Source organism: Streptomyces longisporus (assembly GCF_039532765.1).
Taxonomy (GTDB): domain Bacteria; phylum Actinomycetota; class Actinomycetes; order Streptomycetales; family Streptomycetaceae; genus Streptomyces; species Streptomyces longisporus.
Genome location: NZ_BAAASG010000007.1, coordinates 386,800 through 401,581, shown reverse-complemented (window position 1 = coordinate 401,581; position 14,782 = coordinate 386,800). Strand labels below are relative to the sequence as shown.

Here is a 14,782-nt window from a genome sequence, read left to right as displayed (position 1 = left end):
CGGGTCAGTTGTCGCTCAGCAGGTGGCCGAAGCCGGTGAGCATGGCCCGCAGGCCGGTGTCGAAGGAGTGCTGCGCGCGCGTGTGGTCGGTCGGGGTCTGATCGAGTACGGCGCTGAGGTGCGGGGCTGTTTCGCGGGTGACGTCGGAGACCATGACCGGCGGGGAGACCAGGTCGAGGGCCGAGCCGAGGATGAAGCTCTCCAGGGCGGTGACCAGGGGCATGACCTGCGCTTCGGCGAACCCCGCGGCGAGCAGCAGTTCGGCGATCTTCTCGTACATGGCGTGGATGAAGGGCTCGGCGAGCGGGGCGACGGCGAGCAGCGGCACCGCGCCGGGGTGAGCGGCGAACGCGGCGAGGTAGGAGCGGGCCCAGGCCTCCAGGGCCTGGGCCCAGGGCTGGGACCAGTCCTGGTCGGCGCCGCCGGTGGTCAGCGCCAGCTCCTCGCGCATGAGGGAGATGATCTCGGTGCGGCCCGAGACGTGGTGGTAGAGCGCCGAGGGGGCCACTCCGAGGGCGCGGGCCAGGGCGGGGATGGTGAGGGTGCCCTGCTCGTCGGCCAGACGCAGTGCGGCGGCGCCGATGCGCCGCCGGTCCAGCAGCGGGGTGCGTGGCCGTGGCACGGCGACTCCTCGTCTCGCGTGTACGGGAGGGCGGGCCGCTCGGGCTGCCGTATCCCAAACATTACCGAATGACTTTCAGTAAAACTCTTCCGCTCCGTTGCGGCGACGCCTACATTACCCGAAACCGAATGCCATTCAGTTACGGGCTCGGACGTCGTACCAGGTCGCAGGAGGGCACTGCCACGCCATGCATGCAGACATCGTCTTCACCGGGGGAACCGTCCGCACCGGGGACACCGACGCCCGCTGCCATGAGGCCCTCGCCGTGACGGACGGCCGGATCAGTGCCGTGGGCGCCGAGGCGCTCGCCCTTCGGGGCCCTCGTACGGCCGTGGTCGACCTGGAGGGCGGGGCGCTGCTGCCGGCGTTCGGTGACGGCCATGCCCATCCGGTGCTCGGCGGGCTCGGGCTGCGCGGTGTGCCCGTCCGGGAGTGCGCCTCCGTCGAGGAGATCGTCGACGCCGTACGGCGCTGGGCCGAAACGCACCCCGAGGCGGAGTGGATCACCGGCGACGGCTTCGACCCCTGGCTGGCACCGCACGGGCTGTTCGACGCACGGTGGCTGGACGCCGCCGTACCCCACCGCCCGGTGCTGCTGCGCACCTCCGACCACCACACGGCCTGGGTGAACAGCGAGGCCCTACGGCGCGCCGGGTACACCGCCGCCGGCGCGGACCCCGCGGGCGGCCAGATCGTCCGCCGCGACGGCGGTGACCAACCGCTGGGCACGCTGCGCGAGTTCGGCGCCCTGAACCCCGTGCTCTCCCTCGTGCCGACGCCATCCCGCGCAGCGCACGTGGACGCCCTGCGCGAGGCCGCCGCCCGGTTCGCCGCCGCCGGGGTGACCTGGGTGCAGGACGCCCTGGTCACGCCCGACCTCGTGGACGTCTGGATCACCGCCGCGACCACCGGACCGGGCCTGCCGGTCCGCGCCGACCTGTGCTTCCTCCTGGAACCCGGCGGCTGGCGGGAGCGGATCGAACGCTTCACGTCCGACCGCGAACGGATCGAGAGCGCCGCACCCGGACTGCTCACCGCGCGGAGTGTGAAGTTCTTCGCGGACGGAGTGATCGAGGCGGGCACCGCCGCACTGCTGGAGCCCTACACCGACTGTCCCCACTCGCACGGCATGGCCACCTGGGCACCTGCCGAGCTCGCCGAGGCCGTCGTCGCCGTGGACGCGCTCGGGTTCCGGCCGCATGTGCACGCCATCGGGGACGGCGCGGTCCGTTCCGCCCTGGACGCCATCGAGAAGGCCGACCGTACGAACGGTGCCCGCGACCGGCGGCCCGTCATCGCCCACGCCGAGCTGATCGATCCCGCCGACCTGCCCCGTTTCAAGGCCCTCGGCGTGATCGCCAACCTGCAGCCGCTGTGGGCACAGTGCGACCCCCTGATGACCAAACTGATCCTGCCGCGGATCGGCGAGGAACGCGGCCGGCGGCAGTACCAGATCGGCTCCCTGCTCGCCTCCGACGCCCGCGTCGCCTTCGGCAGCGACTGGCCGGTCACCGCCCATGAACCACTGCGGGGCATCGCCACCGCAGTCACCCGCCAGACCCCCGAGGGCACTCCCGAGGGCGGCTGGCTCCCCGAAGAGCGGATCGACACCGCGACCGCATGTGCCGCCTACTCCGCGGGCTGCGCCCACCAGGCGTTCGAGGAGAAGGACTGGGGCGCGCTGCGCCCCGGTATGCGCGCCGACCTGGTGCATCTGGCCGCCGACCCGGTCACCACCGCACCGGCAGAACTGGCGCACCTGCCCGTCCTGGGCACCTGGCTCGCCGGCCGCCGCACACACGAAGCCGGCATCTCCACCCCGTCGCGTGCCGCAAGAGGCTAGACGTACGGTCAGTACGCCGACGCCACGGCCGGCCCGCGGGTCAGGGGCACCCCCGCTCATCCCCTCGATCACACCGCCACCGGGAGACCTCATGACCGAGCCCCTCGTCCCCACCGCACCTCAGCAGCCCCCACAGACCGCCGGGACCGACGCGAGCAGCCACCTGCGGCGCGGCACGCTCGGCCTTGCCGACATCGTGTTCTTCGTGGTGGCGGCGGCCGCGCCGCTCACGGTGATGGCCGGTGTCGCACCGCTGGCGATCCTCTTCGGCGGCATCGGCGCCCCGGTCGCCTACCTGGCCATCGGTGTCCTGCTGTGTCTGTTCGCGGCGGGCTTCACGGCCATGACGCCGTACATCCGCAACGCGGGCGCGTTCTACTCCTACATCACGCGGGGGCTGGGGCGTCCGGCCGGGCTCGGTGCGGCGCTGCTCGCGCTGTTCTCCTACAACGCCATGGAGATCGGTGTGTTCGGGGCCTTCGGCTTCTTCGCCGCCGGCACGGCCGACGACCTGCTCGGCGTCGACCTGCCGTGGTGGGCCTACGCCTTCGCGGGCGTGGCCGTCGTCTGGTTCCTCGGCTTCCGTTCCATCTCTCTGGGAGCCAAGGTCCTGGCCGCGCTGCTGATCGCCGAGACCGCCATCCTGGTACTGCTGGCGGGCGCGATCCTGATCAAGGGCGGGGCGAGCGGCCTGAGCCTCGCCTCCTTCGCACCGTCCCACGTGTTCGTCTCGCAGATGAGCGCGCCCCTGGGACTGGCCGCCGCCGCCTTCACCGGCTTCGAGGCCACCGCCCTCTACCGTGAGGAGGCCCGCGACCCCGACCGCACCGTGCCCCGCGCCACTTATGTCGCCGTCGGCTTCCTCGGCCTCTTCTACACGTTCGTCGTCTGGGTGATCGTGCAGGCGTTCGGCAACGACGGCGCGGTCGGCGCGGCGGCCAAGAACCCGGCCGAGATGTTCTTCACCGCCATGACGCAGTACGTCGGCACCTGGGCCACTGACCTCCAGCGCATCCTGATCATCACCAGCCTGCTGGCCTCCCTGCTCGCCTTCCACAACGCCATCACCCGCTACGGCTACGCCCTCGCCACCGAGCACGCCCTGCCCACCCCTGTGGGCCGCATCCATCCCCGGCACGGTTCCCCGTGGATCGCGGGCCTCGTGCAGAGCATCCTTGCGGCAGCGACCGTGGCCGTGTTCGCGGCGATCGGTGCCGACCCGTACAACCAGTTCCTGCTGTGGGTGAACACCCCCGGCGTGGTCGGCATCCTCGTCCTGCAGTTGCTGGCGGCCTGCGCGGTCGTCGCCTTCTTCCGCCGCAACGCCCCGCAACGCGGCGAGGGACGGCTGCGCACCCTGGTCGCCCCCGGCGCCGCCGCGGTCCTGCTCGCCGCAGCCACCGCTCTGGTCTGCACCCGCCTGAACCTCTTCACCGGCGCCGGCCCGGCCGTCAACTGGTCGCTGGTCGCCCTCACCCCGGCCGTCTTCCTCATCGGCGTCGCCCTCGCCGCCCGGATGCGCCGCACCCGGCCCGACGTCTACGCCGGGCTCGCCACCACCGACATCGACTGAGCACGCACGGCGCTCAGGACGGCGCCCCGGTACCAGGCCGAGACCGGCTACCGGGGCGGTGTCATCCGTTGCCCCGACCAGTACGAATCTCGCGTGACCGCAGCCCATGCCGCCGGGCGGCTCCTTTCCGGCGGGGTGGGCTGCGGCGTGCTGGTGAGCCCGGCAGGTCGTGGAGTCGACGTCGACCTCCCACGTGATCGGCCCCGCCGCATCCGCCCTGGCCCGCAGCCCGGTCGGCACCGCCGCCCAGGCACCGGCCGCTGCCGGCGGCGGAAGAGGCCGTAGACCGACGGCCTGCGGACCTGCACAACGGGCAGGAACGGTGCCGGCACCGCCCACTGCCCATCCGAGGCGTCACCCTTTCTCCACGTCCGGGGCGCCGGCACGGCATGATCAATGGATGGAAGCCGTGGAAGACCCGACAGGCGGTGGCGACGTGGACGAGCAGGCGGACATCTCGTCGGCGAGAGACGCTGCGAACGACCCGCTGGTGCTGGCGTTCGGAAGGCTGCAGGGGGCGGCGAACCGGCTGGAGTACATCCTGGGGCGCGCCCTGGAGGAGGAGTGCGGGATCAGCCATCTGATGTTCGAGGTGCTGCTGATCCTGGGCCGCGCGGGCGAGCCGGGCCTGTCGATGCGGGCCATCGCCCAGGAGCAGGTGCTGACCACGGGCGGCGCCACCCGCCTGGTGGACCGGATGGAGGCCGCCGGGCTGGTGGAGCGCGCCGAGGATCCCGGCGACCGGCGCGGCCGGCTGGTGCGCCTCACGGAACGGGGCGAGGAGACCGCGGTGCGTGCCTCCCGGCTGCACGTGGAGAACATCCGCCGCTACTTCCTGGCTCCTCTGCCGGCCGAGGATCACGAACGGTTCGCCGAGGACCTGCGCATCCTCAGCCAATCGGCCCGGGACGTACTGCCGCGCCTGCCCTGAATGTGGTCGGCGTCACACGTGTAAGGAAATATCTGACGAGTCAGTTACTGTTTTCTCAGGCAAGGCGCTCGCAGACGCGGGCGCACCCTCTCCTTGCCGAGGTCTTCGATGAAGCTGGTCTACGTCTTCGACGCCTACTGCGGTTGGTCGCACGGGTTCTCCGAAACGCTGCTCGAGGTCGTCTCCCGTCACCCCGGCCTCCCGGTCGAGGTGGTCTCCGGTGGTCTGTTCACCGGGGCGCGCCGGGTGCCGATCCGGGAGTTCGGTTACGTCCAGGGCGCGAACGCCAAGATCGCCGAGGTGACCGGCGCCGAGTTCGGCGCGGCGTACGAGCGGCTGATCGCCGACGGTTCGTTCGTGATGGACTCGGAGGCCGCCGCGCGCGGTGTCGCCGCCCTGCGCCAGGCGGCTCCCGCCCGCGCGGCGGAACTGGCCGCCGCTCTGCAGCATGTCTTCTACGTCGACGGCCTCAGCCTCTCGGACCCGGCCACCTACCGGAAGGTCGCCGAGCAGGCCGGGCTGGACGCCGACGCCGTCGTGGCCGCCTTCGAGGGCGCCGAGGCGCAGCCGGCCGCCGAGGCCGACTTCCGTCGGGCCGCCGAACTCGGCGTCACCGGCTTCCCCACCCTCCTCGCCGTCGACGACGACCACGTCACCCCTGTGGCCTACGGCCGCGCCGACGCCGACGAGATCGACCGGCAGCTCACCGCCCTGCACGCCTCCTGATCGCCCTCCCAGCGTCCCCACCCCGCCCACTCCCCTCAAGGAACCACCCATGAGCACCCTGTCCTTCAAGGTCCTCGACCTGGACTTCCCCGCAGGCAGCAAGAACAAGACCGCCACCCTCGTCACCGGCGAGAACGAGGCACTGCTGGTGGACGCCGGCTTCACCCGCGCCGACGGCCACCGCCTGGTCGCCGAGATCCTCGACTCCGGCAAGACCCTCACCACCGTCTTCATCAGCCACGGCGACCCCGACTTCTACTTCGGCGCCGAGGCCCTCGCCGACGCCTTCCCCGAGGCGAGGTTCGTCGCCACCCCGATCGTCATCGAGCACATCCGGCACTCCTACGAGGGCAAGCTCAAGGCCTGGGCCGCGCTCGGCCCGAACCTGCCCACCCGCCTCGTCGACATCGAGCCCCTGACCGGTGACCTCACCCTGGAGGGCCACCGCTTCGAGCTCAGGGGCGGCCCGTCCGGACTGCCCGACCGCCACTACCTGTGGCAGGCCGAGCACCGCGCCCTGCTCGGCGGCGTCCTGCTCTTCCAGCAGGAACACGTCTGGGTCGCCGACACCCCCACCCCCGGCGACCGCGCCGCCTGGATCGACCTGCTCGACGACATGGCCGCCCTGGAGCCGCAGCTGGTCGTCCCCGGCCACCGCCTCCCGGACGCGCCCGCCGACGCCTCCGCCATCGCCGCCACCCGCGAGTACCTGCTCGCCTTCGAGGAGGAGCTCGACAAGGCGGCCGACGGCGCCGCCCTGACGGAGGCGCTCATCAAGCGCTACCCGGGCAACGGCATGCAGATCGCCGCCCAGATCGGCGCGAAGGTCGCCAAGGGCGAGATGAAGTGGGGCTGACCATGGCCGAGTTCGCCACCTCCACCGCCCCGGCCGACGTCGTACGCCGCCAGTACCTGGCCTCCGCGGCCGGTGATCTGGAGGCCCTGCGCGCCACCCTGGCCCCCGATGTGGAGTGGACGGAGATGGCCGGCTTCCCGCTGGCCGGTACGTACCGCACCCCCGAGGGCGTCACCTCCCACGTCATGGAGAAACTCGGCAAGGACTGGGACGGCTGGACCGCCCACGACGACACCTACGTCGTCGACGGCGAGAACGTCGTCGTCCTCGCCCGCTACACGGCCGTCAACAAGGCCACCCGCAAGCCGATCGGCGTCCGCGTCGCGCACCACTTCGTGGTCCGCGGCGGCCTGATCGTCCGCTTCGAACAGTTCGTGGACACGGCGCTCGTGCTTGAGGCCATGACGCCCTGAGGCAGCCCGAGGTGGCCGCGGCCGTGGTTCAGGCCGTGGCCGCCTCGTACCGCGGGCGGCCAGTGGTGCGGTAGGTCTGGATGGTCAGCCCCTTCGGCGTGGACCGCAGGTCGACCAAGTCGAGTCCCAGGGTCCGGGCCGGTGGCGGCGAAGAGGCGCGTGCCCTGGCCGACGACCACCGGACGGGTGAGCGGCACGATCGCGTCGACCAGCCGGTGGTCGAGCCGATCGCGCCCGCGACATCACCGGACAGGACGGTCGTCCCCTGCCCTTGCGGGTCGGGAGACGCCGAGTGCCTCCGCGCCCGTTCCGTGCACGAGGGGTGTGCGAAGACCGCTTCTCGCCAGGGGAAGGGACAACTCCCCCAAGGGGTCCGGCTGTTCGCCCCGTCGGGCATGGGTCGTGGACCCGTCCCGCCCTGCCGGAAAGCTGCCCCACGGGCCACCGTCACAGGCATGGTTCGTCCACAAAGGGGAAAATGCTATTCCATTAGTGGTATTTACGGCACTTCGGAGCGGCGCGCCGCGTCCGGTTCGCGCCCCGAGGCGCACCCCCCGACCCTGCCGGCCTGAAGAACGGCGCAGGTATGAACAAGGGGGACAGCGAGTCCGCAGGCAGACCGGTCGCCGCCTGGCGCAGGCAACTTCGCACCGCGCGGCAGACCCGTCGACGCGCCCGGCTGCTGCGCAGGGCGGCACGCGAGGCGATGCCCTGGTGGCGCAGGATGTTCCCCACCTGGCGCATGGTGCTCAGCAGTCTGCTGACCGTGGTGCTGCTCGCGGTCGCGGCGTTCTTCGCGCTGTACGTGATCGTCCAGGTCCCCGATCCCAACGCCGCGGCGGTGAGTCAGAGCAACGTCTACTACTACGCCGACGGCACCGAGATCGGCCGTACGGGCGCGGTCAACCGCGAATCGCTGCCGCTGTCGGAGATCTCCGTCGCCATGCAGCACGCCGTGGTGGCCGCGGAGGACCGCACGTTCTACTCCAACCAGGGCGTGGACGCCCGCGGCATCCTGCGCGCGGCCTGGAGCACCGTCACCGGCAGAGGGCTGCAGGGCGGTTCCACCATCACCCAGCAGTACGTGCGGAACTACTACCTCACCCGCGAGCAGACCCTCGACCGCAAGGTCAAAGAGGCCATCATCGCGATCAAGGTCAACGAGACGCAGAGCAAGGACTCCGTCATGGCGGGGTATCTGAACACCAGTTACTTCGGCCGCAACGCCTACGGCATCCGCGCCGCCGCCCAGGCGTACTACGGCATCCGCGCCTCCCAGCTGAGCGTTCCTCAGAGCGCCTACCTCGCCGCGCTGCTCAAGGCACCCAGCAGTTACGACGTCTCCACCGCGACCCCGGCCCTCAGGGCCGCGGCCGTCGCGCGCTGGAACTACGTCCTGGACGGCATGGTCCACCTCGGCTACCTGGACAAGGACCGGCGCGCCGGGATGGCCTTCCCGACGCCCGAGCCGCCCCGGCCCACGCCGGGTGTCGGCGGCCAGGCCGGATACCTCATCGACATCGCCCACAAGTACCTGGTCGACAACGGCATCGTCGACGAGGCCACGCTCGGCTCGGGCGGCTGGCAGATCACCACCACCTTTGTGAGGAAGGACCAGCAGGCGCTGGTCGCCGCGGTGAAGAACGGCCTGCGGGAGCTGCCCGGCACCCGTAAGGCCAGGTCCATCCGGGTCGGCGCGGCGTCCGTCGACCCGTCGACGGGACGGATCGTCGCCGCCTACGGCGGACCCGACTACGCCGTCCGTCCCTACAACGACGCCGTCCGGCACGATCTCCAGGTCGGCTCCACCTTCAAGCCGTTCGACCTCGCGGCCGGACTGGAGCACCACGCCACCACGCAGGACGGCCGAGCCATCACTCCCGGGACCCGCTACGACGGCACCAGCCGCCACTGCGTGCAGGGCCTGCCCCGTGGTCTGCACTACTGCCCGCCCAACGAGGACGACCGCGACTACGGCCGGATCAGTCTGCGTACGGCGATGATGAAGTCCGTCAACGCCGTGTACGCGCAGGAGGGCGCCGACGCCGGACTCGCCCGGGTCCGCAAGGCCGCCGTCGCGGCCGGACTCCCCGCCGACACGCCCGACATGGGGGCCACACCCGCCCTGACCCTCGGCGTGGCCACGCCCAGTCCGCTCGACATGGCCGGGGCGTACGCGACCTTCGACGACCACGGCCGGCACATCGCCCCCTGGGCGGTGCAGAAGCTCACCCGCGACAACAAGGCGTACGACCTGCCCGGTCACGACGCCACCCGGGCGTTCTCCCGCGCCACGGCCGACCAGGTCACCTCGGTGCTGAAGGGCGTCGTCAGCCCCGGGGGCACCGGCTATCTGGCCACCGCTCTCGGCCGGCCGGCCGCCGGGAAGACCGGTACGACGGACAACAACCTCTCGGCATGGTTCGTCGGCTACACCCCCGAACTGACCACATCGGTGGCCATGTTCGCCGAGAAGCCCACGGACCACACCCGGATCTCCCTCGGTGACGCCGCCGGCATCAGCCGGGTCAACGGCGGCTCCTATCCGACCCGGATCTGGACGGCGTACATGTCCGCCGCACTGAAAGGCCGACCGGTGGACGACTTCCGTCTCCAGTTGCCCGCGCAGACCCACAGCCCGCAGACCGAGGCCAGGCCGCACCCCGCGAACCCGCCGAGCCACACCACGCCCCCCACTCGGACGGCCCCCGCCCCTACGACGGCCACGCCCACGCCGCCGCCGAGCACGCCCCCGGCGACCACGGCTCCCCCTACGCCCACGCCGAGCGGGACCGGACCGCCCACACCCACGGACCCGCCGTCGAGCCCTGCAACGCCACCGAGCGGGCCCAGTACCAGTCCGCCACCCTCCTGAACACCGGCACGTCACGGCCGCATCGGCGGCTGGATCCACCCCAGGGACCGCTCGACGGCCCGCTTCCAGCTGGCGTACTCCCATTCGCGCCGTCCGGGGTCCATGTCCGGCAGCCACTGGCCGGCCATGTGCCAGTTGCGGCGCAGCACCTGCAGGTCCGGCCAGTACCCGGCCGCGAGCCCCGCCGCGTAGGCGGCGCCCAGGGACACCGTCTCGTGGACGAGGGGCCGTACGACGGGAACGTCGAGCACGTCGGCCAGGATCTGCATGAGCAGATGGTCGGAGGTCATGCCGCCGTCGACCTTGAGCTGCTTCAGGGCGAGGGCGGAGTCGGCGTTCATGGCGTCCACCACCTCGCGGGTCTGCCAGCCGGTGGCCTCCAGGACGGCCCGGGCCAGATGCCCCTTGGTGATGTACGAGGTGAGGCCGACGATGACGCCCCGGGCGTCGCTGCGCCAGTGGGGTGCGAAGAGGCCGGAGAAGGCGGGGACGATGTAGCAGCCGCCGTTGTCCTCCACGGTGCGCGCCAGTGTCTCGATCTCGGGTGCGCTGTGGATCAGGCCCAGCCGGTCGCGGAACCACTGGACGAGCGAGCCCGTGACGGCCATCGGGCCTTCCAGGGCGTAGACCGTGGGCTGGTCAGCGATCTTGTACGCGACGGTGGTGAGCAGCCCGTGCTGGGAGCGCACCAGGTCGGTGCCGGTGTTCATCACCAGGAAGCTGCCGGTCCCGTAGGTGCACTTCGCCTCTCCGGGCGAGAAGCAGGTCTGTCCGAACAGGGCCGCCTGCTGGTCGCCGAGGGCGGCCGTGATGGGGACGCCCGGCAGGAGCGAGCGGGCCTCGCCGTACCGCTCTGCCGAGGGCCGGATCTCCGGGAGCATCGAGCGTGGCACCCCGAAGAAGTCCATCAGGGCCTCGTCCCAGGTCAGCGTGCGGATGTCCATGAGCATGGTGCGGCTGGCGTTGGTGGCGTCGGTGATGTGCAGGCCACCGTCCGTGCCGCCGGTGAGGTTCCAGATGAGCCAGCTCTCGATCGTGCCGAAGAGCACCTCGCCGTCCCTGGCGCGCTGCTCCAGTCCGTCGACGTGGTCGAACAGCCAGCGAATGCGGGGTGCGGAGAAGTAGGTCGACGGGGGCAGGCAGCAGTGTTCGAGGAAGAACTCGTCCCCGGGCTGTTTTCGCAGCTCGTCGACGAGCGGGGCGGTGCGGGTGTCCTGCCAGACGATGGCCCTGCCCAGCGGGGCCCCGGTCCGTGGGTCCCACAGGACCGTCGTCTCGCGCTGGTTGGCGATCCCCATGGCCGAGATCTGTTCCGCGTCGATGCCGGCGTTCGACAGTGCCTCGGGTACGACGCGCTGGAGATTGCGCCAGATCTCGACGGCATCGTGCTCGACCCAGCCCGGCCGCGGGAAGAACTGCTGGTGCTCCCGCTGGGCGACCGACACCAGCCGTCCGCTGTGGTCGAACAGGATGCAGCGCGTGGAGGTGGTGCCCTGGTCGATGGACATCACATACCGCTCAACCATGATCGGCCCTCCCTTCCGATGTGTCGCGGAGGTGCTGGGGGCCTACCAGCGGGCCGCGCCCAGGTCTCTGGAGATCGCACGTGCCGCCTCCCGCAGCACGGTGATCAGGGCCGGTTGAGGCCGGCCTTTGGTGTCGCAGATCCGCTCGACGGCGCCGGACACCCCGATCGCGCCCACCACCAGACCGCCCTGCCCCCGGATCGGCGCGGCGATTCCGGCTTCCCCCATGCTCATCTCCTGCACCTCTGCGCCCCAGCCGAGCTCCCGTATCTCGGCCAGCGCCCGGTTGATCTCCTCCCGGTGGACCAGGGTGTGCCGGGTGTACGGCTCGGGTGCCTCCTCCAGCAGGGCGTCGACGGGCGTGGCACCGAAGGCCAGCAGGACCTTGCCGAGTGAGGAGGCGTGCAAGGGCAGCAGAGCGCCGACGTCCAGGGTCTGGAGGGTGTCGTCCGGCCGGAAGACATGGTGGATGACGAGCACCCTGCCCTCCAGGGGCGTGCCCAGGCGTACGGCCTCGCCGCTGCGGGCGGCCAGGGCGTCGGCCCAGTTGATGGAGCGCGAGCGCAGTTCGTTGACGTCGAGATAGCTGGTGCCGAGGTGCAGCAGAGCCGCCCCGAGCTGGTACTTTCCGGTCGCCGGGTCCTGCTCCACGAAGTCCACGTGTTGCAGGGTGCGCAGGATTCCGTGGGCGGTGCCCTTGGCCAGACCCAGCGATGACGCGACCTCGCCCAGCCCCATTCGACGGGATCCACCGGCGAGCAGGCGCAGGATCGCCGCGGCTCGCTCTATGGACTGGACTGGGCCGGCCATGAAGCGATGGTAGTCCGAGTTTTTCCGATTTGGGACTGTCGTTCGGTAATGCCGACCGATGTTCATTGACCGGCGGAATTTCCCTCCTTAGCGTGCCATCACCACGCCCGGTCTGCCGCCACGCGCTTCCCCGAGGAGGAAACATGCCAGCAGCGCAGCTCGACGCCGCGCCCCGCGGGGAAGCCGAGCACGTCTTTCCGCTGCCGCACGCGCCGGGAGCCGTCTCGGCCGTCCGCCGACACATCCGCACGATCCTCACCGACTGGAACCTGACCGCGGACCTGACCGAAGACGTACTGCTGGTGGCCTCGGAACTGCTCACCAACGCCGTCGTCCACGCCCTGCCCCCGGCGACGCTGAGCCTCTCGCGGAGCGAGGTGGACAGGTGTGGAGCCGTACGCGTCGAGGTGACCGACAGGGGCCCGGTGACGGCGACGGGGCTGCAGGCATCCACCCTCGACCCGGACGAGCACGGCCGGGGCCTCGGCATCGTCAGCGCACTGGCGACCCGGTGCGGTGTACACGTGCACTCGGGCGGGACGAGTCGGTGGGCGGAACTGCAGATCACTCCCTAACGCTTCATTGCAACGCAACGTTGCATTCAACGGCACCGTCATTGCATCAATTTACCGGCTATGACCTGCGGCAGCACCTCGCAAGAGATTGACGTAATACCGAATGCAACGTAGCTTTCGGTGAATCCAAAACACGTCATATCTCGAACGAGATGAGGCATAGCCATGAGCGAGTCCCTCCACATGGTCACCACCCTGCCGACGACGCGTCGGTCCGGCTGCCCCTTCGACCCTCCGGCCGAGTTACTCGACGCCCGCCGGCACGGACCCATCAGCCGCTTCACCCACGTCGGCGGCAGACCCGGCTGGCTGATCACCGGATACGACCTGGTCAGGTCCGTGCTGGCCGACTCGCGGTTCAGCTCGCGCAAGGAGCTTCTGAACGTGGGCGACTTCGAGGTTCCTCCGGCGCCGCCCGGCGAGTTCCTCCTCATGGACGAGCCGCAGCACGGGCGCTATCGCAAGCCGCTGGTCGGCAGGTTCACGGTGCGGCGGATGCGCCTGCTCACCGAGCGCATCGAGCAGATCACCGCCGACTGCCTGGACGCCATGGAGAAGGCGGGGCCGCCGACGGATCTGGTGACCGCGTTCGCCAAGCCCATCCCCACCATCGTCATCTGTGAGCTGCTGGGGGTGCCGTACCAGGACCGGGCTTCCTTCCAGGAGCAGATCGACACCTTCATGGGGGGCGAGACCAGCGAAGAGGAGCTGATCGCGGCCTACACCGCGACCCAGGAGTACCTCGCGGAACTGGTGGCCGCCAAGCGGGCGAACCCCACCGACGACGTGCTCAGCGAGCTCACCGGCAGCGATCTGACCGACGAGGAGCTGCGCGGGATCAGCCTGATCCTGCTGGCCGCCGGCTTCGACACCACCGCGAACATGCTCTCCCTCGGCACCTTCGCGCTGCTGCAGAACCCGGCGCAACTGGCCGCGCTGCGCGCCGATCCGGCGCTCACGGACGGGGCCGTGGAGGAGTTGCTGCGCTATCTGAGCGTCGCCAAGACGTTCATGAGGACGGCCCTCGAGGACATCGAGCTGGGCGGCCGGACCATCGAGGCGGGGACGACGGTCGTCCTGTCGTACAACACCGCCAACCGCGACCCCGAGCGCTTCGCCGACCCCCACGTGCTCGACCTGCAAAGGCAGGACGCCGGCGGGCATCTGGCCTTCAGCCACGGCATCCACCAGTGCCTGGGGCAGCAGTTGGCCCGCGTCGAGATGCGGGTCGCGTTCCGCGCGCTGGTCGACCGCTTCCCCACCCTGCGCCTGGCCGTACCGGCCGAAGAAGTCGTCCTGCGCCCGGAGACCGCGGACATCTACGGGGTGAAGAGCCTCCCGGTCACCTGGGACAGGGAGTAGCCATGACGACGACGCACCTGCGCATCGACCGTGAGCGCTGCATCGGCGCCGGGATGTGCGCCCTCACCGCCCCCGAGGTCTTCGACCAGGACCCCGACGACGGCCGCGTACTCCTGCTGCCCGCCGAGCCGACGGCCGCCCACCGCGCGGCCGCACGGATGGCCGCCGGCGTCTGCCCCTCCGGGGCGATCACCCTGGGTGAGCCAGAAACCGGCGGCTCCTGATGCCGACACGCCGTGCGCGTCCGAACCAAGCGCGTCACACGAGCCAGCGGGCAGCGGCCTCGTAGGTGGCGGCGGGCGTGCTGTTGAACGCGATGGCCGCGTCTGGGGCATGCCGCCGAATCAGGTTGATCACCTGCTCCAGGAGTTCAACCTGATCGTCCGAGTGCCGCAGACCACCGCCGACGGTGACGCACTCCCACGGATGGGCTCGCAGCGCAGCACCGACGACCGCTTCCACGTCGTCACTTCCGTCGAGGCCGATCAGACAGGTCTCCACACCCACCCCGTGTTCGGCGAACCTGGCCAGTCCCGCCTCGATCGCTTCGGCCACCGGCTCGGGATCCCACGGCCCGGGCACCCGGTACGGATCAAGCCCGATGACGAGGACGCGGGGTGGAGCAGTGGAGTCCATGCCTGGACGATAGGCGACCGGGCTCGGCATGGAC

The 14,782-nt window shown here is 70.9% G+C and carries 14 protein-coding genes; 10 read left to right on the top strand and 4 right to left on the bottom strand.

The genetic code is table 11. The features are described 5' to 3' along the window. Window positions 1-4: 4 nt before the first annotated feature. Window positions 5-622, bottom strand: a complete 618-nt coding sequence (locus ABD355_RS13500) for a TetR/AcrR family transcriptional regulator (RefSeq protein WP_344400474.1) — start codon at window positions 620-622, stop codon at window positions 5-7. Between the two features lie 187 nt (window positions 623-809). Here ABD355_RS13500 and ABD355_RS13495 point away from each other — a divergent pair, with 187 nt between their 5' ends. The 7 genes from ABD355_RS13495 (at window position 810) to ABD355_RS13465 (ending at window position 9,839) form a co-directional block, all read left to right on the top strand. Further along, the gene (locus tag ABD355_RS13495) at window positions 810-2,465 is read left to right on the top strand and encodes an amidohydrolase (RefSeq protein WP_344400473.1); all 1,656 of its coding nucleotides are present in this window, start codon (window positions 810-812) and stop codon (window positions 2,463-2,465) included. A 91-nt stretch (window positions 2,466-2,556) separates the two neighbouring features. Next, window positions 2,557-4,038, top strand: coding sequence for an APC family permease (locus ABD355_RS13490; RefSeq protein ID WP_344400472.1), 1,482 nt, complete (start codon window positions 2,557-2,559; stop codon window positions 4,036-4,038). A gap of 436 nt (window positions 4,039-4,474) precedes the next feature. Further along, window positions 4,475-4,969, top strand: a complete 495-nt coding sequence (locus ABD355_RS13485) for a MarR family winged helix-turn-helix transcriptional regulator (protein WP_344401202.1) — start codon at window positions 4,475-4,477, stop codon at window positions 4,967-4,969. Window positions 4,970-5,077: 108 nt separating this feature from the next. Further along, window positions 5,078-5,695, top strand: a complete 618-nt coding sequence (locus ABD355_RS13480; protein WP_344400471.1) for a DsbA family protein — start codon at window positions 5,078-5,080, stop codon at window positions 5,693-5,695. A 49-nt stretch (window positions 5,696-5,744) separates the two neighbouring features. Continuing rightward, window positions 5,745-6,551: an MBL fold metallo-hydrolase gene (locus ABD355_RS13475; RefSeq protein ID WP_344400470.1), complete on the top strand. Its 807-nt coding sequence runs from the start codon at window positions 5,745-5,747 to the stop codon at window positions 6,549-6,551. Window positions 6,552-6,553: 2 nt separating this feature from the next. Beyond that, a complete protein-coding gene (locus ABD355_RS13470; RefSeq protein ID WP_344400469.1) occupies window positions 6,554-6,964 on the top strand; it encodes a nuclear transport factor 2 family protein in 411 nt (136 codons plus the stop codon). A 586-nt stretch (window positions 6,965-7,550) separates the two neighbouring features. After that, window positions 7,551-9,839, top strand: a complete 2,289-nt coding sequence (locus ABD355_RS13465) for a transglycosylase domain-containing protein (protein ID WP_344400468.1) — start codon at window positions 7,551-7,553, stop codon at window positions 9,837-9,839. Window positions 9,840-9,850: 11 nt separating this feature from the next. Here ABD355_RS13465 and glpK read toward each other — a convergent pair whose 3' ends face one another. Both glpK and ABD355_RS13455 read right to left on the bottom strand, forming a co-directional pair. Next, a complete protein-coding gene (gene glpK, locus ABD355_RS13460; RefSeq protein WP_344400467.1) occupies window positions 9,851-11,365 on the bottom strand; it encodes a glycerol kinase GlpK in 1,515 nt (504 codons plus the stop codon). A gap of 42 nt (window positions 11,366-11,407) precedes the next feature. Continuing rightward, on the bottom strand, window positions 11,408-12,175 hold the full coding sequence (locus ABD355_RS13455) for an IclR family transcriptional regulator (RefSeq protein ID WP_344400466.1): 768 nt from the start codon (window positions 12,173-12,175) through the stop codon (window positions 11,408-11,410). 143 nt (window positions 12,176-12,318) lie between these two features. Between ABD355_RS13455 and ABD355_RS13450 the strand changes: the two genes are divergently transcribed. The 3 genes from ABD355_RS13450 (at window position 12,319) to ABD355_RS13440 (ending at window position 14,336) form a co-directional block, all read left to right on the top strand. Further along, window positions 12,319-12,750 (top strand): ATP-binding protein, encoded by a 432-nt coding sequence (locus ABD355_RS13450; RefSeq protein WP_344400465.1) that lies wholly within the window; start codon window positions 12,319-12,321, stop codon window positions 12,748-12,750. Window positions 12,751-12,915: 165 nt separating this feature from the next. Then, complete coding sequence (locus tag ABD355_RS13445; protein ID WP_344400464.1) at window positions 12,916-14,112, top strand: cytochrome P450; 1,197 nt, start codon at window positions 12,916-12,918, stop codon at window positions 14,110-14,112. Window positions 14,113-14,114: 2 nt separating this feature from the next. Continuing rightward, complete coding sequence (locus ABD355_RS13440) at window positions 14,115-14,336, top strand: ferredoxin (RefSeq protein WP_344400463.1); 222 nt, start codon at window positions 14,115-14,117, stop codon at window positions 14,334-14,336. A gap of 34 nt (window positions 14,337-14,370) precedes the next feature. Here the strand turns inward: ABD355_RS13440 and ABD355_RS13435 are convergent, their stop codons facing one another. Next, window positions 14,371-14,748, bottom strand: a complete 378-nt coding sequence (locus tag ABD355_RS13435; RefSeq protein ID WP_344400460.1) for a hypothetical protein — start codon at window positions 14,746-14,748, stop codon at window positions 14,371-14,373. Window positions 14,749-14,782 lie beyond the last annotated feature (34 nt).

Coding starts and splice junctions, on each gene's coding strand:
- ABD355_RS13495 (WP_344400473.1), top strand. CDS start 810: ATGCATGCAGACATCGTCTTCACCGGGGGAACCGTCCGCACCGGGGAC.
- ABD355_RS13490 (WP_344400472.1), top strand. CDS start 2,557: ATGACCGAGCCCCTCGTCCCCACCGCACCTCAGCAGCCCCCACAGACC.
- ABD355_RS13480 (WP_344400471.1), top strand. CDS start 5,078: ATGAAGCTGGTCTACGTCTTCGACGCCTACTGCGGTTGGTCGCACGGG.
- ABD355_RS13475 (WP_344400470.1), top strand. CDS start 5,745: ATGAGCACCCTGTCCTTCAAGGTCCTCGACCTGGACTTCCCCGCAGGC.
- ABD355_RS13470 (WP_344400469.1), top strand. CDS start 6,554: ATGGCCGAGTTCGCCACCTCCACCGCCCCGGCCGACGTCGTACGCCGC.
- ABD355_RS13465 (WP_344400468.1), top strand. CDS start 7,551: ATGAACAAGGGGGACAGCGAGTCCGCAGGCAGACCGGTCGCCGCCTGG.
- glpK (WP_344400467.1), bottom strand. CDS start 11,365: ATGGTTGAGCGGTATGTGATGTCCATCGACCAGGGCACCACCTCCACG.
- ABD355_RS13455 (WP_344400466.1), bottom strand. CDS start 12,175: ATGGCCGGCCCAGTCCAGTCCATAGAGCGAGCCGCGGCGATCCTGCGC.
- ABD355_RS13450 (WP_344400465.1), top strand. CDS start 12,319: ATGCCAGCAGCGCAGCTCGACGCCGCGCCCCGCGGGGAAGCCGAGCAC.
- ABD355_RS13445 (WP_344400464.1), top strand. CDS start 12,916: ATGAGCGAGTCCCTCCACATGGTCACCACCCTGCCGACGACGCGTCGG.
- ABD355_RS13440 (WP_344400463.1), top strand. CDS start 14,115: ATGACGACGACGCACCTGCGCATCGACCGTGAGCGCTGCATCGGCGCC.
- ABD355_RS13435 (WP_344400460.1), bottom strand. CDS start 14,748: ATGGACTCCACTGCTCCACCCCGCGTCCTCGTCATCGGGCTTGATCCG.